Raw genomic sequence first — 25364 nt, 5'->3', positions numbered from 1 at the left:
CAGAGGAATTCCGCCCGACTCAAACGAAGCGCCGCGTCGGCGACGGTTCGATGTGTCATTCTAGATAGACACTAATCCGCGTCAACTGATCTTGACGGTCACGCGCCGCTTTTATGTGCGACCAGCACCCGGGCGAGGAGCGGACGGCGCGTTCCGTGCTCACGGACGCTCGCGAAACCGGCCTCCCGCACCATCCGCGACAGCTCATCGGACGTCCGGGGTCGTCCGGACCCCATCGCCATGAGATAGAAGCCGAAATAGGCGTCGCCGACAGGCTCCGCGCCGGGGGTCCCAGCCATCGGTTCGGCGATGATCAGGCGGCCGCCGGGGGCCAGCGCGGCGTGAGTCGCCCGCAACAGCTCCCGGACGGGCGCATCATCGTGATCGTGGAGAATCCGTACCAGGGAAATGGTATCGGCCCCGAAGGGCAGCCCATCGTGGAAGCTGCCGCCACGGCACTCCACCCGATCCCCGAGCCCGGCCTGTCCGAGGCGGGAGGCCGCTCTCTGCGCCACGGCGGGAAGATCGAACAACGTCAGCCGCCGCCCTGGCAGATGCGCGGCAGCGGCTTGCAGGAAGGCTCCCTCCCCGCCCCCGACATCCATGAGATGACGGATCGGGGAAAGATCACAGGCTTCGAGGATATCCTCGGCGATCATCGCCTGGGACGTCCCCATCAGAGCACTGTAAGGCGCTGCCTCGCCGGGCGCGACGGAGGCGCCCTCGGCATAGGGCCAATAGGCCGCGAGCTGCGTGCGCTCCGGTCGGCCCTTCAGCAGAGCGACGGGATCGGCGAGGTCGGCGTAGAGCAGCGCATGGTGCTCCACCATTGCGGCGATGCCGGGATTGCCGACCACGGCAGCGCCGAGATCGGCCAGGGCGAATCGGTCGCCGGGCAGGTTCCGGACGAGATCAAGGGATCGGGCCGCGAGCAGAAGCGTGCGCGCCTTTTCCGGAGACAGGCCGAGGCGCGGAGCCAGGGCATCGACGGTCAGCGGCCCCTCGGCCAGAATCGCGAACAGGTCGAGACGGACGCAGGCGGTCAGCACCTGCGCATAGACGAAGCCCGCGCAGAGATCGAACAGCGTGCGCGTATTGCGATGGGCGATCCGCCGCGTCAGCGGAAAGCCTGCCGCCCAGCGCTGGAAGCGCGGGTTCGCCACGAGGCGGTTGCGGAAGGCGAGCCAGCGCTCCGAAAGCGGACGGGGCCGGGAGGCCGGGGGCTCGGCCAGGGCCGCGCCCCGGCTCAGGCCGACACCGCCCGCAAGCTCGCCGGCAGGAACAGCCGGGCCTGCGCCTCGATCTCGGTCGTGAGACGCGCCGCGCCGGGGCAATCCGGCACAGCCGCGATGGCCTCGCGGGTCAGACGCTTAAGTCTGTCGAGGGCGCCCCCCGTGCCGAGCAAGGCCGCCGCATTGGGTCGCCCGAGGGTCGCATCGCGACCGGCGGGTTTGCCGATTTCTTCCTGGCGGCAGGCGACGTCGCGCAGGTCGTCGGCAACCTGATACGCCTCGCCCAGGGCCTCGCCGAGGCGCCGCCACGGCTCCGCATCGGCACCTGCGGCCGCGGCACCCAGCACGGTCGCCGCCGCGAACAGCGCGCCGGTCTTCGCCTGCTGATAGGCGCTCAGATCCACATGCGCCTCGGATTCCCAGGCTTGCCCCGCGGCGATGCCGGAGGGAGAGCCCGCCGCCCGCCCGAGAAGGCTCACGAGGCGGGAAAGGCGGCGCGGGTGCCGCCAGGCTCCGCGCGCCAGTGTCTCGAAGGCCAGCACGATCAGAGCATCGCCCGTCAGAACGGCGATGGGCGCGCCGAAGGCGACGTGGACCGTCTGCTTCTGGCGGCGCATCGGCGCGTCGTCGAAGCAGGGCAGATCGTCGTGGACGAGGGAAGCGCAATGCAGCAGCTCGATCGCCGCCGCCGCCGAATCGGCCCCCACGGGATCGTCGTCGCCGCAGGCCAGTGCCACCGAGAGGCAGAGGCGAGGACGGATGCGGTGACCACCGGGGAAAATCGCGTAACGCATGGCGTCCGCCAGCAATGGCGGCGCTCCGGGCGCTTCGGCGTGGGCGACGGCCCTATCCAGAGCCGATTCAATCCGCGTGCCGGGCTCCATGCCGCCCTCCCTGTCATGGCGGGTTGCCATCGCCATGTGTCACTTATAATTGACACTTGAGAACGACAAGATCAATCCCGTTGAGGGAGGCTCCGCAACCGTGTCGCCAGCGCGCGCCGTCGTGATCGGAGCCGGAATCGGTGGTCTCGCCGCCGCCTTGAAGCTCGCCCGTGCAGGATTGTCGGTGACGGTGGTGGAGAGCGCCGAGGCGCCGGGCGGCAAGATGCGCTCCGTGCCGGTGGACGGCACCCGCATCGAGGCGGGGCCCACCGTCTTCACCATGCGCTGGGTCTTCGATGAGCTGCTGGCCGAATGCGGCACGCGGCTCGAAGAACGGGTGCGCCTGCGGCCCGCGAGCTTGCTCGCCCGTCACGCCTGGAGCCGCGAGGAGCGCCTCGACCTCCATGCCGACATCGATGCCTCCGCGGATGCCATCGCGCGATTCGCGGGGGGCGCGGAGGCCGAGGGTTACCGCCGCTTCTGCGCCCGTGCGGCCGAGGTCTACCGCACCCTCGAAGGCCCCTTCATCCGCTCTGGTCAGACCGGGCCGACGGGCCTCGCCAAGCGGGTCGGCCTGTCGGGCATCGGCGATTTGTGGCGCATCCAGCCCTTCGCGACCCTCTGGTCGGGGCTGAAGGAGTACTTCCGCGATCCGCGCATGCTTCAGCTGTTCGGGCGCTACGCCACCTATTGCGGCGCTTCGCCCTACACCGCGCCCGCAACGCTGATGCTGGTGGCGCATGTGGAGCAGGCAGGCGTCTGGACCGTGGATGGGGGCCTGAGTGCGCTGGCCGGCTCGATCGCCGAACTTGCCGTCGCGCACGGGGCGGAGTTCCGCTACGGCGCGCAGGTGCAGGAGGTGCTGGTCTCGGGGGGCAAGGTCACGGGCGTGGCCCTGGCCGGGGGCGAGCGCATCCGGGCCGACATCGTCGTCTGCAACGGCGACGTGGCGGCGCTCGGGGCCGGTCTCCTGGGCCGAGCGGTGGTCCCGGCCGGGGACAAAATCGCCCGCGCCGAACGCTCGCTCTCGGCAGTGACCTTCTGCGTGCGGGCCGAGACGGCGGGGTTTCCGCTGGCCCACCACACGGTCTTCTTCTCCCGCGACTATCGCGCCGAGTTCGACACCATCCTGCGCGACCGCCGCCTGCCGCCCGATCCCACGGTCTATGTCTGCGCACAGGATCGCAGCGCCGATGGTGCCTTCGGCGGCGGGGCGGAACGGCTGCTCATGCTCGTCAACGCCCCGGCCGACGGATCGGAGCGCCCCCTGTCAGCCACGGAGATCGCCCGATGCGAGAGCAACCTGAAGGCACGGCTGCAGGCATGCGGCCTTTCCCTGACACGGGAATCACCGGCGACGGTGACGACGCCGGACGGGTTCGCGGCTTTGTTTCCGGGCAGCCAGGGCGCCCTCTACGGCCGGGCGTCGCAGGGATGGGCGGCGACCTTCAAGCGGCCAGGGGTGCGCACGAAGGTCCCGGGTCTCTATCTGGCGGGGGGATCGGTCCATCCGGGGCCGGGCGTGCCGATGGCGGCGCAATCGGGGAGGCTCGCAGCGGAAGCGATCCTCGCCGACCTCGGTTCGACGGGGCAGTCGGGCGCGACGGCTATGCGTGGTGGTACGTCGACGCGGTAAGCGACGACGGCACACAGGGGCTCACGATCATCGCCTTCATCGGCAGCGTGTTCTCGCCCTATTACGGCTGGAGCCTGGACAAGAACCCGTTCGACCATTGCGCAATGAACGTGGTGCTGTACGGCCGCCCCAGCCGCTTCGCCATGACGGAGCGGAAGCAAGGCTCGCTCGCACGCAGTGCCGACCATATCGCCATCGGCCCGAGTTCGATGGAATGGGACGGCAGCGAGTTGACCGTGCGCATCGACGAGCGCGGCGCCCCCCTGCCCCGGCGAATCAAGGGCACGGTGCGCCTTCGCCCCTCGGGAATCACGGCCGGACCGTTCCATCTCGATCCGGCGGGGCGCCATCGCTGGTGGCCCATGGCGCCGGCCTCGCGGGTCGAGGTGTCGCTGAGCGAACCCGGACTGTCCTGGCAGGGCAGCGGCTATTTCGACACCAACGACGGCGACGAGCCCCTGGCGGCGGCCTTCACCCGCTGGACGTGGTGCCGGGCCGAACTGCCGAGCGGGGCCGCGATCCTCTATGATGTGACCCACCGGGGCGGCGGCGGGCGAAACCTGTCCCTCGGTTTCGCCTTCGACGGCACAAGGCGGGACATCCGCCCGCCGGTCCCCGCGCGTCTCCCGCCCACCGGGTTCTGGCGGATGCCCCGCGAGACTCGCAGCGACGACGGCCGAGCGCGAGTCATCACCACCTTCGAGGACACGCCGTTCTATTCCCGCTCGCTGCTGGCCTCGACCCTGGCGGGCGAGCCGGTGCGCGCGGTCCACGAGAGCCTGTCGCTCGATCGCTTCCGCAATCCGCTGGTGCAGCTGATGCTGCCTTTCAGGATACCGCGCCCGCTCGGAGGGTGAGTCCACGGGGCCAGAACCCCGCACGCCACGCGATGCAGGCAAAGGTGGCCAGCGCCAGGACGAAGCCGAGAGCGAAGCCCGTCGTGTCCGCGACGATCCGCACGAGCGATGCGAACGGGCTGAAGGCGAGCAGGATCCTCTCGTGAGCGGCGAGCCCGCCCCGCTTCGCAGCAGCGAGCCCGAGGAAAAGCATCGCAGGCACCAAGGGCACGAGGTCGTAGACCGGGACGTAGGGCGACAGGAGCGGCGCGGCGGCAAGGCACGCGGCGGCACGAAGCTCCGATGAGAACGTCCCACGCCAGAGCCGCAGGACGACGGCCAGAACCACGAGTGAGACGATGCCCTGCGCCGTCCAGGCCATGGCGATCGACCCGCCCAGAAGCCGCACCGCGCCGAAGGCACTGGCGTTGAGATCGAGACCGGCGATCGCGTCCTCTAGAATGAGGCGGTTGGTGTAGCTCAAGGAGTGAAGGAAACCGGTCCACGGCTCGGTCCCGAACAACGCGAGGGAGACGAGGCAGGTGACGATCACCGTCACCGCACAGGAAGCGAGTGCCGTCCACCGTCCGCTGACCAGCAACAGCAGCGGCGCCAGCATCGCGAAATGCGGTTTGAAGGCGAGGAGGCCGAAGCACAGCCCGGCGAGGGCGGGTCGCCTGTCGAGGAGGACGAGTCCCAGCGTCATCAGGCCCGCCGTGAACAGCCCGTTCTGGCCATAAGCCAGATTCGTGAACACCAGAGGATGGGCGAAGGCGATGAAGGCGAGGTCGAGACGGCCCGCCGCGCGGCACAGGGCGAAAAAGAACAAGGCCCCCGAAAGCGCACACCAGCCGAGATAGCCCACCTGCGGGTCGAACACAGCCATGGCGGCGGACGGCAGCAGGAAGACCGGTGGGTAGTGCCACGCGAATCGGCAATCCGGTCCGAAGGCGGCCTTCAGATTCTCGAGGTGGCGGGCGAGGTCGTACGACTCTGCGGCGCGGCCTTCCAAGGCGGCGCGGCCAGCCACCCACACTTGCGTGAAATCGTTGCCGAGGATCTCACCGTACCAGTTGCGGCGCGGCACCGGGCCGGTGCCGAACAGAAGCACGACAAGGGCAAGGGTAAGCGGCACGAGGAAGATCGCTGCCAGCCGCCCGAAGGCCAGGAGGCGCGCGTCGTCGAAGACGATGGCCGTGAGGTCCGCCAGCGGAGCAACCCTGCGGCCGCGCTCGGCATGCGGAACGGTGGCGTCCATGGTCTGCCCCGGCAGGGGCCGTGGCGAAGACCCCGCCGGACCTTAAGCGCCAAGGGTTCCGCTGCCGTTAACGATGGTTTCGCGCTGCCGTCACACTTGTGCAGCCTGGATGTGGCTGCAATGGTCGCCGCACGAGCGCATCGCACCATACGCGCCGCCAGGCAGGGGCATGGGGTCATCGTCCGAACTTCCCCTCACAGGGGCACGGCACGGCCGGGCGGGGCTTTCGCCTTGCGCGTCCTGATCTACAGCCACGATACGTTCGGCCTCGGCCATCTGCGCCGCTCGCGCGCGATCGCGCATGCGCTGGTGGCCACCTGTCCCGGCGCCCGGGCGGTCATCGTCTCGGGCTCGCCAGTGGTGGATCGCTACGCCTTCGCCCCCGGCGTCCACGCCGTACGCCTGCCTCCGGTCACGAAGCTGCCCGACGGCTCCTATGCCAGCGGGGACACCTCGTCCCTGGCCGACACCATCGCCTTGCGCAAGACGGCTCTGTCACGCACGGCCGAGACCTTCCGGCCCAACGTGGTGATCGTGGACAAGGAGCCTGCGGGCTTCCACGGCGAGATGCTGCCCGTGCTGGAGCGCGAGGCGGCGCGGGGCACGAAGCTGGTGCTCGGCCTGCGCGATGTCCTCGACGAAGCCGACCGTCTCGCCCCCGAATGGGAGCGCAAGGGCGCGGTGGAAGCGATGGACCGCTTCTACGACGAGATCTGGGTCTACGGGCTCGGCCGCATCCACGAGCCGTTGGCCGGGCTCGCCCTGGCGCCGGACCTCGCCCGCCGGATCGGAGACCGGCTCATCTACACCGGCTACCTTCGCCGCGATCTGCCGGAAGCGCGGGCGGACCGGAGCGAGCCCGCCATGGCCGACCATCCGTTTCTGCTCGTCACGCCGGGCGGCGGCGGCGACGGCGCGGGCCTGATCGACTGGGTGATCGCCGCCTACGAGGCCGACCCCGCGATCCCCTTGCCCTGCCTGATCGCGTTCGGGCCGTTCCTCGACCCCGCGATCCGCGAAGGTTTCGACCGGCGCATCGCCGCGCTGGGTCAGCGCGTGGCCGCGATCACCTTCGACAGCGAGATCGAGTTCCTGATGCGCAAGGCGGCAGGCGTCGTCGCCATGGGCGGCTACAACACCTTCTGCGAGATCCTGTCCTTCGACCGGCCCGCCGTGCTGGTGCCGCGCACGGAGCCACGGCGGGAGCAGGCGATCCGCGCCCTCGCGGCGGAACGGCTCGGCCTCGTGCGGGTGCTGATGGAAGAGGATGGCCGCGCACCGCAGCGCATGGCGGAAGCCCTGCGCGCCCTTCCCGCTCAACCCGCGCCGTCGCGGGTCGTCGTGCCGGGCCTCCTCGACGGTCTGGACGCCGTGGCGCATCGCATGCGGCACCTCGGCTGCCAGGAGGCCGAGGCGCCGCGCCGGGCGATGTCATGAGCGCACGCCGCATCGCCGTGGTACTGAAGGGCTATCCACGCCTCTCCGAGACCTTCATCGCCCAGGAAATCCTGGCCCTCGAACGGAGGGGCATCGGCCTCGATATCTGGTCATTACGTCGACCGACCGACCGGTTCCGGCATCCGATGCACGAGGCGATCACAGCGCCGGTCGCCTACCTGCCGGAATATCTGCGCGACGATCCACGCCGTGTGATGCGCGGCCTCGCCTGGGCCTGCCGCCAGCGCGGCTTCGCGGCGCTCTTGCGCGTTGTCCTGAACGACCTGCGCCGTGACCCAACCGCCTCGCGGCTGCGGCGGCTCGGACAGGCGCTCGTGCTCGCCAGAGAGCTCTCGCCGGAGGTGGCCCATCTTCACGTCCACTTCCTGCACACGCCGGGCAGCGTCACGCGCTACGCGGCGCTTCTCTCGGGCCGGGGCTGGAGCTTTTCGGCCCATGCCAAGGACATCTGGACCACGCCGGATTGGGAGCTGACCGAGAAGCTCGCGAATGCGCAATGGGGCGTGACCTGCACCCGTGACGGGCTCGCCCGCCTCGACGCCCTCGGGCCCGGGCGCACGCGGCTCGCCTATCATGGGCTCGACCTCGCGCGCTTTCCGGCAGCGCCCGCAGACCGCCCCCCGCGCGACGGGCAAGACCCCGAGGCGCCGCTCAGGCTGCTCTGCGTCGGCCGCCTCGTCGCCAAGAAGGGGCATGACGATCTGTTCGCGGCGTTGGGTGCCCTGCCCGTCCGGCTGCACTGGCATCTCGACCTGATCGGCGGCGGCGAATTACGCGCCGAGCTCGAACGGCTCGTCCGCGAGCGGGAGCTTACCGCACGCGTCACCTTCCACGGCGCGCTGCCGCAGCCCGCGATCATCGCCGCGATGCGCGAGGCGGACCTGTTCGTTCTGCCGACGAAGCCTGCGGAGGGCGGCGATCGCGACGGCCTGCCGAACGTGTTGATGGAGGCGGCGAGCCAGGAGCTGCCGATCCTCGCCACCGCCTTTGCGGGCACGCCCGAATTCATCACGGATGGGACGCACGGCATCCTCGTGCCACCGAACGAGCCCAAGGCGCTGGCGGAGGCGATGACGGCCCTGTTCGCCGATCCCGACAGGCGTCGCCGTCTCGGACGCGCGGCGCGAGCGCGGCTCGTACAGGATTTCTCGGAGGAGGCGGGCATCGACCTGATCGCCGCTGCCCTCGCCCGTTCGGCCGGGATCGCCCTGCCCGCCCGCGAGAACGCCGCGTGAGGATCCTCATTGCGGTCACGCATCTCCTCGGCGCCGGTCATCTGACCCGCGCTGCTGCCCTGGCCCGCGCCTTCGCCGCTGCCGGGCACGAGACGGTGCTGGTCTCAGGCGGACATCCCGCCCCCCTCGTGAGGCTCGACGGCGTGCGCCTCGTGCAGCTTCCGCCCCTGCGGATCGAGGGTTTCGATTTCGGCCGTCTGATCGGACCGGACGGCGAGGCTGCGGGGGCCGAGCTTTTCGCCGCACGTCGTGACGCTCTTCTCGCCGCCTTGGACGAGACGGCCCCCGACGCAGTCATCACCGAACTCTTCCCCCTGGGACGGCGGGGCCTTGCCGCTGAATTCCTGGCGCTGGTCGAGGCCGCTCGCGCACGAGTGCCGCGACCTCTGATCCTCTCATCCGTGCGCGACATCCTCGTGGCCCCGGATCGTCCCTCCAAGGTGGATGAATCCCATGAGCGCATCGCGGCGCTCTACGATGCGGTGCTCGTCCACGGCGATCCGGCGCTCGTGCCCCTCGATGCGTCCTGGCCCGTGGATGCCCGCCTTGCCGACAAGCTCCGCTACACCGGCTACGTGGACGAGGGTGGCCCCCAGCCTCCCACCGCCGAGCGAAAGGGCATCCTCGTGGCGGCCGGATCCAGCGCGGCAGGGCTCCAGCTGTTCCACGCGGCCGCCGAAGCGGCGCGGCTGCGGCCGGATCTCGAATGGCGCCTGCTCGTCGGCCACGGCATCCCGGACGAGACGCTGGCGGCCCTCACCGGCTCGCTTCCGCCCGGCACGGTGATGCGGGCGCGTCCCGATTACCGGGCGCTTCTCGCGCAGGCGTCCGTGTCCATCAGCCAATGCGGCTACAACACTGCCGTCGATCTTCTGATCACGGACACGCCCGCCGTGCTCGTCCCCTTCGAAGCAGGCCGCGAGACCGAACAACGCCTGCGCGCCGAACGCCTCGCCGCTTTGGGCCGGGTGCGAATTGTTTCGGAGCGGGAGGTGTCGGCGCAGACGCTGCTGGCGGCGATTATCGACTGTGACGAACCCGTGCCTGCAAGAAGAGCGATCGCGTTCGATGGCGGCACGCGCACGGTCGCCATCGTCCAGGCGATGCATCAGGAGGCGCTGTTCGACCTGCTTCGCACTGCCCTCGACCGGGCTGCGCAAGACGGGCGCGCGGTGCGGCTGTGGTGGCGGGACGACGATGCAGTTGCCGCGACACCCGCCCTCGACAGGCTTTTGAGCCTCGCGGATGGCCGACCGCTTCTGATTGCCGCGATTCCTGCGGGGATCGAACCTTCCCTCGGCCGAAGGCTCCTACGGGCGAAACACGTGCGCGTCGCCGTCCACGGGCTCGGGCACGCCAACCACGCGCCAGCCGCTGAGAAAAACGCCGAGTTCGGCCCCCACCGCGACCGAGCGCAGCTGCGCGATGAGGCGCGCCGTGCCCTCGATCTCGCTCGGGATGCCCTGCCCGCATCTCTCCTGCTGCCGGTCTTCGTGCCGCCATGGAACCGGATGGATCCGGCTTTCGCAGCAGAGCTAGGAGGTCTCGGCTATGTCGGCCTGTCGGCGGCGGGTGGCGCCCCGGTGCCGGGGCTTGCCCGCGCCGATGCCACCCTCGACGTGATCGACTGGCGCGGCACCCGTTCGGTGCGTGATCCCGCGAGCCTCATCGCGGCGATCACGACCCATGCCGAGACCGGCGCGGGCACGGCGCTCGGCCTGCTCACTCACCACCTCGCTCACGATGAAGCGGTGTGGGATTTCCTCGAAAGGGTACTGCCGGTCCTCGACCACCCGGCGATCCGGTGGTGCGATCCGCGCGACCTGTTCGTCGAAGCGGTGGACGCCACCGGGACCGCGCCTATCTCCCCGTCTGCCGAGTGGCCGAGGGCCGGTTGAGCGCACTTCTATCGATCCGCGACCTCGCCGTCGCCTTCCGCACCGAGACGGGCCGGTTCGAGGCCCTGCATGGGCTGTCGCTCGACATCCAGCGGGGCAAGACCCTGGCACTCGTCGGCGAATCCGGCTCCGGCAAGTCGGTGACGGCGCAGGCGATCCTGCGGATCCTGCCGCGCTCGGCCGAGATCACGCGCGGTCAGATGCTGTTCTCGACGGGCGACACGACCGTCGACCTCGCGCGCTTGGACGAGGAAGGTTCGGCCATCCGCGATATCCGGGGCCGCCGGATCGCGATGATCTTTCAGGAGCCGATGACCTGCCTGTCGCCCCTCCATACGGTAGGCGACCAGATCGGCGAGGCCTTGCGCGTCCATACCGGAGCCGACCGCAAGGAGGCCGATGCTCAGACCGAGGACGCCTTGGCGCGGGTCGGCTTCCCCGATCCCAAGCGGGCTCTGAAGACCTACCCGTTCGAGCTGTCGGGCGGGCTGCGCCAGCGGGCGATGATCGCCATGGCGTTGATCATGAAGCCCGCCCTCCTCGTCGCGGACGAGCCGACGACCGCGCTCGATGTGACGACACAGGCGCAGATCCTCGCCCTGCTCGGCCGTTTGCAGGACGAGACGGGCATGGCGATCCTGCTCATCACCCACGATCTCGGGGTGGTCGCCAACATCGCCCACGACGTGGCCGTGCTCTACCGGGGACGGCTGGTCGAGTCCGGCCCCAAGGACGAGGTGATGCGCCGTCCCGGCCATGCCTACCTGAAGGCCCTGATCGAGGCAGTGCCACGCTTCGACATGGCGCCGGGCGAGCGGCTGACGCCGATCCGCCCCGCCCGCGCGACGATCCCGCCCACGCGGGAGGCGCCGCAACTGTCCGGGCCGGTGCTCAAGGTCGAGGGCGTGAGCAAGACCTTCACGCTGCGTGCAGGCCGTCTCTTCGCCCGCCCGCGGACGGTGCGCGCGGTTTCCGATGTGTCCCTCACCCTGCAGGGTGGCCGTACCCTGGGGCTCGTCGGTGAATCCGGTTCAGGCAAGACCACCGTCTCCAAGATGATCATGCGGGCCATGCCACCTGACGGCGGTCGCATCCTGTTCGACGATGGCGCGGGCCTGAAGGACGTGCACACGCTGAAGGGCGATGCGCTCTTCGCCTATCGCCGCAACGTCCAGTTCGTGTTTCAGGACCCCTACGCCTCGCTCGATCCGCGCATGACCGTGCGCCAGATCCTGTCCGAGCCGATGGAGATCCACGGCGTGCCGCAGGGCAAGCGGCGGGAGCGGTGCCGCGAGCTGATGGCCATGGTCGGGCTGGAGGACTCGGCGCTCGGGCGCTACCCGCACGCCTTTTCCGGGGGCCAGCGCCAGCGCATCGGCATCGCGCGCGCGCTCAGCCTCGAACCGCGTCTCCTCGTGCTGGACGAGCCGGTCTCGGCGCTGGACGTCTCGGTGCAGGCACAGATCCTGAACCTGCTGAAGGACCTGCAGCAGGCGCTCGGCCTGTCCTATCTCATCGTGTCTCACAACCTCGCGGTGGTGGATTACATGGCCGACACGATCAGCGTGATGTGCCGCGGCCGTATCGTGGAAGAAGCCGACCGGGCTGCGCTCTTCCGGGCTCCGGTCCATCCCTACACGAAGGCGCTCCTCGCCGCCGTGCCGGACCCGAGCCTCGACCATCCCCTCGATTTCACGAAGGTGACCGGCGAGGCCTCGGACCCCGCGCGCTGGCCGGACGACTTCGCCCTAGCGCCCCACGAATCCGGAATCATGATGGAAGTCGAGAAGGGGCACTGGGCCCGCTACCGATCCCTCGACGAACGAAACGCCGCCTGATGCAGCCACGCCCGCCCATCGTCCTCGAACGCCTGCGCCGGAAGGTGCTCGGCCCCCTGTTCGACCGTCTCGGCTACGACCTCGTGCCCGCCGCGCCGGACTGGACCCATCGGCCCACCTCGCCGCGCGAAGTCGCCCGCCTGCTCGATGCGGCGGCGGAGAGTCTCCATTCCGACCTGCGCGCCTCCGGCCTGCGCGCGGACGAGGACGTTCGCGCCCTGGTGGAGCGCTTTTGGCACCTCATCCCCACCGCGCCCGTGCGGCAGCGGCGCGGTGGCAGCGGCTTCAACGGCGCGCTGCAACTCTACGTCGCGATGCGGGCGCTGCGGCCGGATTTCGTGATCGAATCCGGGGTCTTCCGGGGGCTTACGACCTGGGTGATCCGGCAGGCGTGCCCGGAGGCGCGGATCTTCTGCCACGACCCCGACCTGTCGGGGCTGCAATACAGGGACGGAGAGGCGCGCTACAGCCGGGAGGATTGGTCCCGCGCCGACTGGTCGATGCTCGATCCCGCCAGGACGGTGGCGTTCTTCGACGATCACGTCTCTCAGGCCCGCCGGGTGGTGGAAGCACGTGTGCGCGGCTTGACGCGCCTGCTCTTCGACGACGATGCGGCGGCCCACCGGATCCACGCCCATGGCGGACCGGCCCATCCGACCATCGCGATGATCACGGCGCTCGACGTGAGCCCGGAGCCGATCCGCTGGACCCGCAACGGCCGCCCCTTCGAGCAGCCCGCCGGAGACGTGGAAGCGCGCCAGGCCAGCGACCTGATCGCCCGCTCCCATGCCTTCGACGACATGCACCGCGCTACCGGCTACTCGCCCGCGCGGCTGACTTACGTGGAGTTGCACGGAGGCGGACCGTGAGCGCCGCCGGGTTCTCCCGCCGCACGCTCCTCGCCGGGCTCGCCGCCGCGACTGCCCTGCCCCGTCGCGCCCTCGCCGAGGACGCCCCCGCCCCGCCCGCGACACCGTTCGTCGCGGACCTTGCCGCCAAGGGCAGGCGCCTCGGGAAGCAGGGCGGGACGATCCGCACGCTGATCGCCAAGGCGCGGGACGTCCGCTACCTCTCGGTCTACGGCTATACCCGCCTCATCGGCTACGACGCCTCCCTGACCCTGCGGCCCGACGTGCTGGAAAGGGTCGATGTGGAGGGCGGGCGCTTCACCTTCACCCTTCGCGACGGACACCGCTGGTCGGACGGGCATCCTTTCACCAGCGAGGATTTCCGCTATTACTGGGAAGACGTCGCCAACCAGAAGGAGCTGAGCCCCGAGGGCCCGCCCGCCTTCTTCATGGTGGATGGGAAGCCGCCGCAGGTCGAATTCCCGGATGCGCGGACGGTCCGCTACACGTGGCCCCGTCCGAACCCGATGTTCCTGCCCGCGCTCGCCGCCCCGCGCGATCCGCTCATCTATCGTCCGGCGCATTACTTGAAGCCGTACCACCCGCGCTATGCGGGAAAGGACGAAGCCGAGGCCAAGGCGAAGGCCCTGAAGCTGCGGGGTTGGGCCGCCCTGCACAACAAGCTCGACGACAATTACGAGTTGATGAACCCGGAATGTCCGACCCTTCAGGGGTGGGTTCCGCGCACACGTTCCCCGGCGACGCGCTTTTCCTTCGAGCGCAACCGCTCCTATCACCGGATCGATACGGCCGGAACTCAGCTGCCCTATGTCGATCGCATCGTGATGGATGTGGCCTCGACCGGTCTTCTCGTCGCCAAGACCAATGCGGGTGAGGCGGATTTGATGTTCCGCGGCCTGTCCATGCCCGACATCCCCAGCCTCAAGGAGGGGGAAAAATCCCACCGCTACCGCACGAATCTGTGGCCGGTGGCGCGGGGCTCCGAACTCGCCCTTTACCCCAACCTCACCACCGTCGATCCCGTCTGGCGTGCCCTGAACCGGGATGTGCGCTACCGGCACGCCCTGTCGCTCGCCACCGATAGGCGCACCCTCAACAACACGCTGCTCTTCGGCCTCGGAACCGAGGGCAACGACACGATCATCGCGGAATCTCCGCTCTATTCACCCGAGTACCGGACCCTCAACGCCTCCTACGATCCTGGGCAAGCGAACAGGCTTCTGGACGAGGCGGGCCTCGACAAGCGAGACGGTTCCGGCATCCGGCTCCTGTCCGACGGGCGCCCCCTCGAGATCGTAGTGGAGAGCGACGGCGAGGCGTCCGAGATCCTCGACGGCCTGACGCTCATCGCGGAATTCTGGCGCGAGGTCGGCATCCGCCTCGTCACCAAACCGCAGGAGCGCACCAATCTGCGCCGCCGCTCCATCGGCGGGCTGACCGTGATGGTCGCGGCGCAGGGGCTCGATCTCGCCGTGCCCACGGCGATTATGCCGCCGACCGGCCTGAGCCCGGCCCAGCCCGACCATTATTCCTGGCCGCGCTGGTCGATGAACGTCGACAGCCGGGGGCGCAGCGGCGAGGCCTGCGACATGCCCGAAGCCCGCCGCCTGCTCGAGCTCGACCGGGAATGGCGCAGCACCGACGACGCCGCGCGTCAGGCCGCGATCTGGCGCGAGATGCTCATGAATCACGCGCGGAACACCTGGGTCATCGGCACGGTGGCAGGAGCCTTGCAGCCGGTCGTCACGGCCGACAGGCTGGTGAACCTTCCACAGAAGGCGCTCTATTCCTGGGAGCCCACGGCGTTGATCGGTGTGCAGCGCCTCGACGAGGCATTCTGGGACGAGGCGGCCGATAAGCGGGCAGAGGCACGATGATCGTCCAGATCCTGCGCCGCCTGCTCACCATGGCCGTCACGCTGCTGATCATCTCGGCCCTGGTGTTCTTCGTCATCAAGCTCCCGCCGGGGGACTACCTGACGAACCGGATCATGGAATTGCGCGCCACGGGAGAGGCGGGCTCGATCGCGAAAGCCGAGTTGCTGATCCGCCAGTACGGGCTCGATCGGCCGGTCTGGGAGCAATACCTGATCTGGGTCGGGCTGATGCCGGGCCCCGCAGGGTTCTCCGGCCTGTTGCAGGGCGATTGGGGCTGGTCGTTCGAGTATGACAAGCCGGTTGCCGACGTCGTCGGAGATGCCCTGTGGCTGACGCTGCTCGTCAACGTGACGGCGGTCATCTTCGTCCACCTCGTGGCGATCCCGGCCGCGATCTACTCGGCCACCCACCGGCACACGGTCGGGGACGCGGTGGTGACGGTGCTGGGCTATGTCGGGCTCGCCGTGCCGGGCTTCCTGCTGGCACTCATCATGCTGTTCTACGCCAACCGCTGGTTCGGCCTCTCCATCGGCGGGCTCTACGACGCCTCGCTCACCAACCGGCCATGGGACGGGGAAAAGATCCGCTCGCTCGCCGCCCATCTCATCGTGCCGACGCTGGTGATCGGCCTCGGCGGGACGGCGGCGATGATCCGCCGGATGCGGGCGAACCTGCTGGATGAACTCGCCAAGCCCTACACGGTGACCGCTCGCGCCAAGGGCATGGCGCCGACGCGGGCGCTGCTGAAATATCCGTTCCGCATGTCCCTGAACCCGTTCGTCGCGGATATCGGCAACCTGTTGCCGCATCTCGTCTCGGGCTCCGTGCTGGTCTCGCTCGTGTTGAGCCTGCCGACCGTCGGGCCGCAGCTGCTGGAGAGCCTGCGCAACCAGGACCAGTTCATGGCGGGTTTCATCCTGATGTTCGTCGCCGCGTTGACACTCGTCGGCATGCTGATCTCGGACCTCGCCCTGGTCTGGCTCGATCCACGCATCCGCATGGGCCTGCGATGAGCGATGCCCTGCACCCGCGGCACTTCGTCGATCCGGCGCCCTTCGCACCCGACGAGCGGGCCGACAATCCGGCCGGGAGCGCCTCGGCCTGGCGTCTGATCGCACGAAAGTTCCTGCGGCACCGGCTGGCGGTGTTCTTCGCGCTGGTCCTGCTGGTGCTCTACGCGCTCATCCCCTTCGTGGAGATGATCGCCCCCTACGGGCAGGCGCGGCGCGACGGCGATTTCCTCTACGCTCCGCCGCAGGGCGTGCACCTGATGCACGAAGGCCGCTTCGCCGGACCCTTCGTGTACCCGTACAAGTCGCAGCTCGACCTCGACACGTTCCGAAGGGACTACGTCGCCGACGCGTCGAAGCCCCAGCCCCTCCGCTTCCTCTGCCGGGGCGACGGCTACGACTGGCTCGGCCTCATCCGCACGGATTTCCACCTCGTCTGCGCGCCGGAAGGGGGAACGCTGTTCCTGCTCGGCACCGACCGGCTCGGGCGGGATCTCTTCTCGCGGATCGTCTACGGCACGCGCGTTTCGCTCACGATCGGCCTCGTGGGGGTGGCGATCTCCTTCGTGCTCGGCCTCTTCTTCGGGGGAATCGCGGGGTATTTCGGGGGCGTGCTGGATGCTGCCGTCCAGCGGCTCATCGAGATCGTGCGCTCGATTCCCGAACTGCCGCTCTGGCTGGCGCTATCGGCGGCCTTGCCCGCGAATTGGAGCCCGCTTCTCGTCTTCTTCGGCATCACCGTCATCCTCGGCCTGCTCGACTGGCCGGGGCTTGCCCGGGCGGTGCGCGGCAAGCTGCTGGCGCTACGCGAGGAGGATTTCGTCCAGGCCGCCGAACTGATGGGCGCTTCCCCCGCACGGTTGATCGGGCGGCATCTCATCCCGAACTTCATGAGCCACCTGATCGCTTCGGCGACCTTGTCGATCCCGACAATGATCCTGGGCGAGACGGCCCTATCCTTCCTCGGCCTCGGACTGCGCCCGCCGGTCACCAGCTGGGGCGTGCTGCTCAACGAAGCGCAGAATCTGGCGGCGGTGCAGCTCTATCCTTGGCTGCTCCTGCCGGTAGTGCCGGTGCTGGTGACGGTGCTCGCCTTCAACTTCGTCGGCGATGGCCTGCGAGACGCGGCCGACCCCTACAACTGACCGGCTACCCGGCCAGCGGCAGGGGCGCGATCCGGGCGGGCGCGGTGATGGTCTTGCGCTCGAGAAGGCCCGGCGGCGGGACCGGAGCGTCGATGGTACAGACGACGCCCTCCGGCTCGTAGGTAAGCTGCACGTCCCCAGCGAGTTCGCGCGCAAGGCTGCGCTCGATGAGGCGCGAGCCGAACCCCGTGCGCGTCGGCTTCTTCACCGGCGGACCGCCGCTCTCGCGCCAAGCGAGGTTGAGCGTGGTCTGCTCACCCCGCCGCACGGTCCAGTCGATCATGATGATGCCCGCATCGTTCGAGAGAGCGCCATACTTCACGGCGTTGGTGCCAAGTTCGTGCAGCGCCATGGCGATGGACAGGGCGAGGCGCGGCGGTAGGCGCAGCGGCGGCCCACTCACCCGGAAGCGCGACGGCGCATTGCCACCCGCGTCGAGGGGACGGATCGCATCCGCGACCACGGCCGACAATTCCGCGCCGTCCCAGCTTTCTCGGGTGAGCACGTCGTGGACGCGGGCGAGCGCCAGAAGTCGCGCCTCGAAGGCTGCCCTCGCCGCCTCGGCTTCGGGCCCGTCGAGGCCGCGCAGGGATTGCATCGCAATGGATTGCACCGTCGCCAGGGTGTTCTTCACCCGGTGGTTCAACTCGTGGATCAGCAGAAGGAGATGCTCCTCCGCGAGCTTGGCATCGGTGATGTCGACGTTGCAGCCCGTGTAGCCGAGGAAGCGCTGGGCATCGTCCAGGCGCGGTACGCCCTCGCAGCGCAACCAGCGCACGGCGCCGGTCCGGTCGACGATGCGGGTCTCCATGCGGAACGGCCCGCGTGCGGCGAAGGCGTCTTCGAAGGCGCCCCGGAAGGCTTCGAGATCGTCCGGATGGATGATCCGCTCCCAACCCGCATCGGCCAGGGCAGCGGCGGGCATGCCGAACAGGTGGTCGAAATGCAGGTTGGCGAAGCTCACCTCGCCGGTCTCGTCGGTCATCCAGATCAGCGCGGGGGCGGAGTCGGCCATATGGCGGAAGCGCGCCTCGCTTTCCTTCAGCGCCGAGAGGCCGCGCTTCGTTTCCTCCAGGGCGCGGTCGCGCTCCTCTTCGCGGGTCCGGATGCGCAGCGACGCATCCGACAGGACCGTCGCGAGGCGTTGGATCTCGTGGACCGGCGAGGCGACACGGGGGATCGCCTCGCCCCGCGCGAGCGCCGGGCCCGACGCCGCGAGGTGGCGCAGGGGCCGCGAGACCCGCGACCACAGGCTCATCGCGAGCAGCGACGACGTGGCGAGCACGAGGAGGCCGAACCCCGCGAAGGCCCAGATCCAACGGCGCACCCGCGCGTCCACGAGGTTCTGAGGAATGCTGGTCGCCACGGTCCAGCCTGTGAGGCGCGAGCGTGCCTCGACGACGACGACGGGACGCCGCTGCCGGTCCTGCCCCTCCCACACGCCGGACGTGCTGGTCTGGACCTGCCGCAGGGTGGCGAGGCGCGGGCGGCCGATCACCGAGTGGGGATCCGGAAGGCGCGCCAGGACGAGGCCGCTGCGGTCGGAGATGCCGGTCGTCCAGCCCTGCACGACCTCCCGTGCCAGGATGCCCTGAAGCCGTGACAGGGGCACCGTGAAGCTCAGAATGTAGGTGACCTCGCCGTCCGAGATCACCGGAACGCCGACGGCGTAGCTGGCATCGTCCGAACTCATCGCGGCGACATAGCCGCTGACGAGCGCCCGCACCTGCCCCTTGGTGAGTTCCGCATCGATCGGCAGGGGCGCCACCGGCAGGGGCGCCCCACGCGGCACGCCGGTATTGACCACCTCCTGCCCATTCGGACGGCGCAGCAGCACGTCGAGATCGAGGGAGGAGCGGACGAGGCGCGCCTGGGCATCGAAGGCCGAGAAGTCGCCGTCCTTCAGCCGGGGCGAGGTCGCGAGGGTCTGAAGCACGGAGACGAGGCCCGCCACGTCCCTGTCGAGCGACAGGCTGATGCCGCGCACGTTCTCCCTGGCATCCTGCTCGAACCGCGCCCGCTCGGCCGAGGCGTAACGCATCAGCAGGATCGCGGTGAACAGCAGGCCGGGACCGATCAGCGCCACGACCAGGGCCACGAGGTAGACCTGGGTGGAGAACCCGTTGCGGCCGAACCTGTGCAAGCGGCGCATCAGCCACGAGCCACGCCGTGGCGGCGGGACGTGCTGCGGATCATGACGCGGGCTCACCGCCTGCGCTCTCCGGATTGCCGGGGATTCATACGCCGGTGATCCATGCGCCCCTGCGCGTACGCCACCATCATCACCTGTCGATATGGCCGAGATCACGGGCCGGGTCGAGCCGGTCTCGCACTCGCTGCTTGAGGGCCTTCACATCCGGAAACCCACCGTCGCGCACCCTCTCCCAGAGGAGGACGCCGTCGGCCTCGATGCGGAAGGCCCCGCCCGTTCCCGGCACAAGGGCGACCTCCCCGAGATCGTCCTTGAAGGTGGACAGGAGTTCCTGAGCCATCCAACCCGCTCGGAGAAGCCAATTGCACTGGACGCAATAGGTGATCGCCACGCGCATCCGCGGTGTGGCCGATTCCCCCGCGCCTCCCCCCGGCGGCGGACCCTCTTGTGCTCGATCCATGGTCCCAAAGCGCACTCGCCGCCACCGAAAGTCAACCTTGCGGCGCAATCGGCGGATCCCGGCTTGACGGGGCGGGGGCGAGAGCAATAGAAGCCGCTTATCCGGTCGCGGGCGGCATCAGCCCTCGCTTCCGCGCGGCGCCCGTTGCTGACGGGTCGCGCAACGGACGGTTAGCACAGCGGTAGTGCGTTCCCTTCACACGGGAAAGGTCGCAGGTTCGATCCCTGCACCGTCCACCATCTTCCCCTCGTTCGACGCTCTTCGAAGATGCCGAAACGGCACTTTGTGGTCTGTTTGCGGCCGTCGAAGCCCGTGCTAAGGCCCGACCGATAGCAACGCTCAAGGTCGATCCGGACACACCGGGTGGCCGAGCATGCACAGGGGCGGACGACGACCATGAAGGACATCCTCGACAAACTTGCCGAGCGCCGCGACCAGGCTCGCCTCGGCGGCGGCGAGAAGCGCGTCGAGGCTCAGCACAACCGCGGCAAGCTCACGGCGCGCGAGCGCATCGAACTCCTGCTCGACCATGGGTCGTTCGAAGAGTTCGACATGTTCGTGCAGCACCGCTCCACCGATTTCGGCATGGAGAAGCAGAAGATCCCCGGCGACGGCGTCGTGACCGGCTGGGGCACGATCAACGGCCGCACGGTCTTCCTGTTCTCGAAGGACTTCACGGTGTTCGGCGGCTCCCTCTCGGAGACCCATGCCGCCAAGATCGTGAAGGTGCAGGACATGGCGCTGAAGATGCGCGCCCCGATCATCGGCATCTTCGATGCCGGCGGCGCGCGCATCCAAGAGGGCGTGGCGGCACTCGGCGGCTACGGCGAGGTGTTCCGCCGTAACGTCATGGCATCCGGCGTGATCCCGCAGATCTCCGTCATCATGGGCCCGTGCGCGGGCGGCGACGTGTACTCGCCCGCCATGACCGACTTCATCTTCATGGTCCGCGACACGAGCTACATGTTCGTGACCGGCCCCGACGTGGTGAAAACCGTGACCAACGAGGTGGTGACCGCCGAAGAGCTCGGTGGCGCCAAGGTCCACACCACCAAGTCCTCGATCGCCGACGGCGCCTTCGAGAACGATGTCGAGGCGATCCTCCAGATCCGTCGCCTGCTCGACTTCCTGCCCGCCAACAACATCGATGGCGTTCCGGAGATCGAGTCGTTCGACGACGTGAACCGTCTGGACATGTCGCTCGACACGCTGATCCCCGACAATCCGAACAAGCCCTACGACATGGGCGAGTTGATCCGCCGGGTGGTCGATGAGGGCGACTTCTTCGAGATCCAGGCGGCTTACGCGCGCAACATCATCACCGGCTTCGGCCGCATCGAGGGCCGCACGGTCGGCTTCGTGGCGAACCAGCCGCTGGTGCTCGCGGGCGTGCTCGATTCGGACGCCTCGCGGAAGGCGGCTCGCTTCGTGCGCTACTGCAACGCCTTCTCGATCCCGATCATCACCTTCGTGGACGTGCCGGGCTTCCTTCCGGGCACCGCACAGGAATACGGCGGCCTGATCAAGCACGGCGCCAAGCTGCTGTTCGCCTACAACCAAGCGACCGTGCCGCTAGTCACGATCATCACCCGCAAGGCCTTCGGCGGCGCCTATGACGTCATGGCCTCGAAGCATGTCGGCGCCGACGTGAACTACGCGTGGCCGACCGCGCAGATCGCGGTGATGGGCGCCAAGGGCGCGGTGGAGATCATCTTCCGCAACGAGCTCGGCGACCCGGACAAGATCGCCGAGCGCACCAAGGAATACGAAGATCGCTTCCTTTCGCCCTTCGTGGCGGCCGAACGCGGCTACATCGACGAGGTGATCATGCCCCATTCCACGCGTCGGCGGATCGCCCGCGCGCTGGGCATGCTCCGCACCAAGAAGATGGAGCAGCCCTGGAAGAAGCACGACAACATCCCGCTCTGAGCGTGATGAACGCGAAGCACGGCGGTCGGCCTCCAGCAGGCCGCCGTCTCGCACGTCGCGTCACCGGTGCGGTCCTGTGGGGCACGCTGTCCCTTCTCGCCGCCTGCGAGGGCAAGGCCATGGCTGAAGACGTCTCCCCCGCCCTGGTCCGCGCGATGGCTCCCACAGGGACGCTGCGCGCCGCGATCAATTACGGCAACATCGTCCTGGCGCAGAAGGGTGCCGATGGGGAGCCCGCGGGCATCTCGGCGGATCTGGCCCGCGAACTCGGGCGGCGGTTGAAGATCCCGGTCGCCTTCACGACCTACGACACGGCCGGAAAGGTGGTCGAAGCGGTCGGCGGTGCTCATCCTTGGGATGTGGCGTTCCTGGCCATCGATCCCCAGCGTGCCCAAACCATCGCCTTCACCGCGCCCTACGTGATCATCGAAGGTGCCTACATGGTGCCCGCGGTCTCGCCGATCACGCAGAACGATCAGGTCGATCGCCCCGGCGTGAGGATCGCGGTCGGGCGAAACACGGCCTACGACCTGTACCTCAGCCGCCATCTGAAGAACGCGGAGCGCGTCTTCGCCCCGACATCGGCGGCGGCTCTGGATGTGTTCCGGCGGGACCACACCGATGTAGTGGCCTCCGTTCGCCAGCCGCTCGAAGTCTATGCGCGGGACCACGCGGACGTGCGCATCCTCCCCGGCCGCTTCATGGCCATCGAGCAGGCCGTCGCATTGCCAGCAGGTCGCCCGGAGGCGCAAGCCTACTTGGACCGCTTCGTCGAGGAGATGAAGGCGTCAGGATTCGTCGCGGACGCCCTGGCGAAGAGCGGACAACCCGACGCCACCGTCGCCCCGAAGGCGGAACGTCCGTAACGCCTCGCTCCAAGAAGCGTATTCGATCGAGCTGGTTTGCGTACCTCTGTCTTTGCGAGCGTCAGCGAAGCAATCCGAGGTAGCGGGGCGCCTCAGAACGGTGCGCCTCCCTGGATTGCTTCACTCCGTTCGCAAAGACGACCAGGGCTCCATCGACGGGAATGCCTCAAATCGGCCGGATACCGCTCTCGCTTTGGGTTTTAACGCGCATCTTGCGACGAACCGGTATCCCCTTCGTCGGAATGCGCGATCAGCTCTTGTCGCTGTGCTCGATCACCGCGCACAGCGTCAGCGGTCCCTTGTCGGGCGAGACCATCGTTGAGCAGGTCACCAGCGCCCCGCCGAGGTCGATGTTGCTGTGGCGCTTCCGGCTGGCCGTCGCCTGCGCCTTGTGAGCCGCGTCCACGATGACCTTGGCATCGATGCCGGTGACGGCCTGACCCGCCTTGGCGAAGGTGGTGTAGTACTCGTCCGGCGGCGTCTCGCCCTTGTACTGCGCCCCCACCGAGGAGAGCGCGGGCGCGCCGCAGGCGAGCGACATGGTCATGTCGGGGCTGACGGTGAAGGTGGCGTAGTCCGACCGCCGCAGGTCGGCCTTGGCGCCGGTCTCTGCGATGATCTTCGAGACCAGGGTCTCGCACTCGTCCGCCCGTGCGGACCCGGCCGTGAGGCAGAGGATTGGAAGGAGAAGAAGCGCGCGCATGAGCGCCATTTAGCGCGCGGAGTTCGGATTGGGATTGCCCCTAGACCTCAGGAGGTCGTGGCGTCCGGCGCAGATTGTCCCAGTTCCACCATCACGATTTCCGGAGGAACACCGAAGCGCACCGGAATGCGACTGACCCCGAACCCGCCCGAGACGATGATGTGGCGGCCGTCGATGATGCGATGACCATAGGCGAGATCGTGGCCCGCGACCGGGCGGATGGCCGGGGATCGGCCGAAGATCCGGACCTGCCCGCCATGGGTGTGGCCCGACAAAGTGAGCGCGACGCGCTTCGACATCCAAGGGAAGATCTTCGGCTCGTGCGCCATCATGAGGACCGGCGCGTCGTCCGTGACCTTCGCCAACGTGCCGGGGAGATCGGCGATGCTGATCGGCCTATACTCGAAGGGCTCCTGATCACCGAGCCCCGCGAGCCAGAACGGCTTGCCGTCCTTGGTGAGCCGGATGACGTCGTTCTCGAGGACGGGAATGCCCCGGGCCTCCAGGATCTTGCGGACGCGGGGCGTGCCGCCGACGGCGAGTTGCGTCGCCTCGTCGTCCCACCAATCGTGGTTGCCGAGGATGGAATAGGTGCCGAGGGGCGCGCGAAGTCCCTCCACGAGCCGGGCGAAATCCGACAGAGGCAGCTTTTGCCACGCGACCTTCCCGGCCGGATAATCCCCGAGCATCAGAATGAGGTCCGGGCGAAGCGCATTGGTCGTGTCCACGATCTGCGCCACCCTGTCGAAGGGCATGAACGGCTCACAAATGTGGAAATCGGCCAGCACGGCGATCCGAAGGGATGGACCGTTCGCCCATGACGGGATCGATGGCGCGTAGCGTGTCACGACCAGACGATGCAGGGGCTCGACGCCGAAGCCATAGGCCCCTGTCGCTCCCGCGACGCCGACGGCCGCACCGAGACCGGTGAGGAATTGGCGCCGGCTCGGCAGGATCAGCATGACCTCGTTCCGCTTCGTTTCATGACCTCGCCGATCCATTCCCGTTGCGGGATCATCTGGTTCATATCCGGTCTAGAACACCTTTGGTTGACGGCGCCTGAACCGGACTGCTCAAGATGATGGAAGCGGAGCATTCGCTTCTGTAAGGTCGCGCTGCCGCCCCCGTCCGTGAGAAGCGACACACACCCGACATGCTGAACCGCCCCCTGCGCATCGGCACCCGCGGCAGTCCGATGGCCCTCGCCCAAACGGGCATGGTCCGCGACAAGATCGTTGCCGCCAATCCCGGCCTGGAAACCGAACTCGTCGTCGTCACCACGGTGGCCGACAAGATCCTCGACCGGCCGCTCTCCGAGATCGGCGGCAAGGGTCTGTTCACCAAGGAATTGGAACAGGCGCTCTACGCGAACGAGGTCGACGTCGCCGTTCATTCGATGAAGGATGTCGAGACGTGGCTGCCGGAAGGGCTCGCCATCGCCTGTATCCTCGAACGGGACGATCCGCGCGACGCGTTCCTCTCGCCCCATGCCGAGACGCTGCTCGCATTGCCCGAGGGTGCGCGCGTCGGCACGTCGTCGCTCCGCCGGGCGGCGCAGGTGCTGATGCATCGGCCCGACCTGAAGGTCGTTCCCCTGCGCGGAAACGCCAACACCCGCATGCGAAAGCTCGAATCGGGCGAGTGCGACGCGACGCTTCTGGCGCTCGCGGGGCTCCAGCGCCTCAGCCTGGAATCCATGGCCCGCTCGGTCCTGCCGGTGGAGACCATGCTGCCCGCCGTGGCGCAGGGGGCGCTCGGCATCGAGTGCCGCGAGAACGATGCGGAGATCCGCGCGCTGCTCGCGCCCATCGCCTGCGAGACCACCACGATCGCCGTGGGCGCCGAGCGGGCTCTTCTGGCCGAACTCGACGGGTCCTGTCGGACGCCCATCGCGGCGCTGGCGCAGATTCAGGGTGACCGCCTGCGGATCGATGGGTTGCTGTTCCTGCCGGACGGAAGCCAGCATTGGGCGGCCTCAGGCGAAGGCCCTGTGGCCGATGCCGAACGTATCGGGCGGGAGGCTGGCGCCGCGCTGAAGGCGCAGGCGGGCGACACCTACACCAAGCACCTTCAGTAGA

At 68.7% G+C, this 25364-nt stretch carries 20 protein-coding genes and 1 tRNA gene; 14 read left to right on the top strand and 7 right to left on the bottom strand.

Features of this window, described 5'->3' with window-relative positions; translation table 11 throughout:
- Positions 1-98: 98 nt before the first annotated feature.
- Together J4O73_RS20090 and J4O73_RS20085 are read right to left on the bottom strand one after the other, a co-directional pair.
- Entirely contained in the window at positions 99-1232 is a 1134-nt protein-coding gene (locus tag J4O73_RS20090; protein WP_426220376.1) for a methyltransferase, read from the bottom strand.
- 14 nt (positions 1233-1246) lie between these two features.
- Complete coding sequence (locus J4O73_RS20085) at positions 1247-2116, bottom strand: polyprenyl synthetase family protein (protein ID WP_426220374.1); 870 nt, start codon at positions 2114-2116, stop codon at positions 1247-1249.
- Positions 2117-2216: 100 nt separating this feature from the next.
- Between J4O73_RS20085 and crtD the strand changes: the two genes are divergently transcribed.
- Positions 2217-3752 (top strand): 1-hydroxycarotenoid 3,4-desaturase CrtD, encoded by a 1536-nt coding sequence (gene crtD / locus J4O73_RS20080; protein WP_426220260.1) that lies wholly within the window; start codon positions 2217-2219, stop codon positions 3750-3752.
- 47 nt (positions 3753-3799) lie between these two features.
- Positions 3800-4609: a carotenoid 1,2-hydratase gene (locus J4O73_RS20075; RefSeq protein WP_426220258.1), complete on the top strand. Its 810-nt coding sequence runs from the start codon at positions 3800-3802 to the stop codon at positions 4607-4609.
- Here J4O73_RS20075 and J4O73_RS20070 read toward each other — a convergent pair.
- Positions 4581-5846, bottom strand: coding sequence for a glycosyltransferase family 87 protein (locus tag J4O73_RS20070; RefSeq protein WP_426220257.1), 1266 nt, complete (start codon positions 5844-5846; stop codon positions 4581-4583). The two genes, J4O73_RS20075 and J4O73_RS20070, sit on opposite strands and share 29 nt — an antisense overlap.
- 231 nt (positions 5847-6077) lie before the next feature.
- Between J4O73_RS20070 and J4O73_RS20065 the strand changes: the two genes are divergently transcribed.
- The 8 genes from J4O73_RS20065 to J4O73_RS20030 are packed head-to-tail and all read left to right on the top strand — an operon-like array spanning position 6078 to position 17176.
- Positions 6078-7283: a glycosyltransferase family protein gene (locus tag J4O73_RS20065; RefSeq protein WP_426220255.1), complete on the top strand. Its 1206-nt coding sequence runs from the start codon at positions 6078-6080 to the stop codon at positions 7281-7283.
- Positions 7280-8539, top strand: coding sequence for a glycosyltransferase family 4 protein (locus tag J4O73_RS20060; protein ID WP_426220253.1), 1260 nt, complete (start codon positions 7280-7282; stop codon positions 8537-8539). The genes J4O73_RS20065 and J4O73_RS20060 overlap by 4 nt, the downstream gene beginning before the upstream one ends.
- On the top strand, positions 8536-10437 hold the full coding sequence (locus J4O73_RS20055) for a glycosyltransferase (RefSeq protein WP_426220251.1): 1902 nt from the start codon (positions 8536-8538) through the stop codon (positions 10435-10437). Before J4O73_RS20060 ends, J4O73_RS20055 begins: the two co-directional genes overlap by 4 nt.
- Positions 10434-12275, top strand: coding sequence for a dipeptide ABC transporter ATP-binding protein (locus J4O73_RS20050; protein ID WP_426220249.1), 1842 nt, complete (start codon positions 10434-10436; stop codon positions 12273-12275). The genes J4O73_RS20055 and J4O73_RS20050 overlap by 4 nt, the downstream gene beginning before the upstream one ends.
- Entirely contained in the window at positions 12275-13144 is an 870-nt protein-coding gene (locus J4O73_RS20045) for a hypothetical protein (protein WP_426220247.1), read from the top strand. Before J4O73_RS20050 ends, J4O73_RS20045 begins: the two co-directional genes overlap by 1 nt.
- On the top strand, positions 13141-15021 hold the full coding sequence (locus tag J4O73_RS20040) for an ABC transporter substrate-binding protein (protein WP_426220245.1): 1881 nt from the start codon (positions 13141-13143) through the stop codon (positions 15019-15021). The genes J4O73_RS20045 and J4O73_RS20040 overlap by 4 nt, the downstream gene beginning before the upstream one ends.
- A complete protein-coding gene (locus tag J4O73_RS20035) occupies positions 15018-16034 on the top strand; it encodes an ABC transporter permease (protein ID WP_426220243.1) in 1017 nt (338 codons plus the stop codon). The genes J4O73_RS20040 and J4O73_RS20035 overlap by 4 nt, the downstream gene beginning before the upstream one ends.
- The gene (locus tag J4O73_RS20030) at positions 16031-17176 is read left to right on the top strand and encodes an ABC transporter permease (protein ID WP_426220241.1); all 1146 of its coding nucleotides are present in this window, start codon (positions 16031-16033) and stop codon (positions 17174-17176) included. Before J4O73_RS20035 ends, J4O73_RS20030 begins: the two co-directional genes overlap by 4 nt.
- Positions 17177-17180: 4 nt before the next feature.
- Here the strand turns inward: J4O73_RS20030 and J4O73_RS20025 are convergent, their stop codons facing one another.
- Positions 17181-19328: a sensor histidine kinase gene (locus tag J4O73_RS20025; RefSeq protein WP_426220372.1), complete on the bottom strand. Its 2148-nt coding sequence runs from the start codon at positions 19326-19328 to the stop codon at positions 17181-17183.
- A gap of 130 nt (positions 19329-19458) precedes the next feature.
- Positions 19459-19725 (bottom strand): SelT/SelW/SelH family protein, encoded by a 267-nt coding sequence (locus J4O73_RS20020; RefSeq protein WP_378969687.1) that lies wholly within the window; start codon positions 19723-19725, stop codon positions 19459-19461.
- Positions 19726-19952: 227 nt separating this feature from the next.
- Here J4O73_RS20020 and J4O73_RS20015 point away from each other — a divergent pair.
- From J4O73_RS20015 to J4O73_RS20005, 3 genes are all read left to right on the top strand, one after another.
- Positions 19953-20027 (top strand) — tRNA-Val (locus J4O73_RS20015).
- A gap of 157 nt (positions 20028-20184) precedes the next feature.
- Positions 20185-21717, top strand: coding sequence for an acyl-CoA carboxylase subunit beta (locus tag J4O73_RS20010; RefSeq protein WP_426220370.1), 1533 nt, complete (start codon positions 20185-20187; stop codon positions 21715-21717).
- A 5-nt stretch (positions 21718-21722) separates the two neighbouring features.
- Positions 21723-22583: an ABC transporter substrate-binding protein gene (locus J4O73_RS20005; RefSeq protein ID WP_426220239.1), complete on the top strand. Its 861-nt coding sequence runs from the start codon at positions 21723-21725 to the stop codon at positions 22581-22583.
- A 250-nt stretch (positions 22584-22833) separates the two neighbouring features.
- Here the strand turns inward: J4O73_RS20005 and J4O73_RS20000 are convergent, their stop codons facing one another.
- A complete protein-coding gene (locus J4O73_RS20000) occupies positions 22834-23286 on the bottom strand; it encodes an ABC transporter ATPase (protein WP_426220238.1) in 453 nt (150 codons plus the stop codon).
- Between the two features lie 47 nt (positions 23287-23333).
- The gene (locus J4O73_RS19995; protein ID WP_426220236.1) at positions 23334-24248 is read right to left on the bottom strand and encodes a metallophosphoesterase; all 915 of its coding nucleotides are present in this window, start codon (positions 24246-24248) and stop codon (positions 23334-23336) included.
- 191 nt (positions 24249-24439) lie between these two features.
- Between J4O73_RS19995 and hemC the strand changes: the two genes are divergently transcribed.
- Positions 24440-25363: a hydroxymethylbilane synthase gene (gene hemC, locus J4O73_RS19990; RefSeq protein WP_426220234.1), complete on the top strand. Its 924-nt coding sequence runs from the start codon at positions 24440-24442 to the stop codon at positions 25361-25363.
- Position 25364: the final 1 nt, after the last annotated feature.

The organism is Methylobacterium sp. NFXW15 (assembly GCF_049887755.1).
GTDB lineage: Bacteria > Pseudomonadota > Alphaproteobacteria > Rhizobiales > Beijerinckiaceae > Methylobacterium.
The sequence above is the reverse complement of the archived record's forward strand: the minus strand, read 5'-3'. Positions and strand labels throughout refer to the sequence as shown.

Excerpts from the sequence above, each read along its gene's own strand:
- J4O73_RS20030 (WP_426220241.1), top strand. The coding sequence starts at position 16,031 with ATGAGCGATGCCCTGCACCCGCGGCACTTCGTCGATCCGGCGCCCTTC.
- J4O73_RS20045 (WP_426220247.1), top strand. The coding sequence starts at position 12,275 with ATGCAGCCACGCCCGCCCATCGTCCTCGAACGCCTGCGCCGGAAGGTG.
- J4O73_RS20020 (WP_378969687.1), bottom strand. The coding sequence starts at position 19,725 with ATGCGCGTGGCGATCACCTATTGCGTCCAGTGCAATTGGCTTCTCCGA.
- J4O73_RS20000 (WP_426220238.1), bottom strand. The coding sequence starts at position 23,286 with ATGCGCGCGCTTCTTCTCCTTCCAATCCTCTGCCTCACGGCCGGGTCC.
- J4O73_RS20010 (WP_426220370.1), top strand. The coding sequence starts at position 20,185 with ATGAAGGACATCCTCGACAAACTTGCCGAGCGCCGCGACCAGGCTCGC.
- J4O73_RS19995 (WP_426220236.1), bottom strand. The coding sequence starts at position 24,248 with ATGCTGATCCTGCCGAGCCGGCGCCAATTCCTCACCGGTCTCGGTGCG.
- J4O73_RS20085 (WP_426220374.1), bottom strand. The coding sequence starts at position 2,116 with ATGGAGCCCGGCACGCGGATTGAATCGGCTCTGGATAGGGCCGTCGCC.
- J4O73_RS20005 (WP_426220239.1), top strand. The coding sequence starts at position 21,723 with ATGAACGCGAAGCACGGCGGTCGGCCTCCAGCAGGCCGCCGTCTCGCA.
- J4O73_RS20035 (WP_426220243.1), top strand. The coding sequence starts at position 15,018 with ATGATCGTCCAGATCCTGCGCCGCCTGCTCACCATGGCCGTCACGCTG.
- J4O73_RS20060 (WP_426220253.1), top strand. The coding sequence starts at position 7,280 with ATGAGCGCACGCCGCATCGCCGTGGTACTGAAGGGCTATCCACGCCTC.
- J4O73_RS20025 (WP_426220372.1), bottom strand. The coding sequence starts at position 19,328 with ATGCGCCGCTTGCACAGGTTCGGCCGCAACGGGTTCTCCACCCAGGTC.
- J4O73_RS20070 (WP_426220257.1), bottom strand. The coding sequence starts at position 5,846 with ATGGACGCCACCGTTCCGCATGCCGAGCGCGGCCGCAGGGTTGCTCCG.
- hemC (WP_426220234.1), top strand. The coding sequence starts at position 24,440 with ATGCTGAACCGCCCCCTGCGCATCGGCACCCGCGGCAGTCCGATGGCC.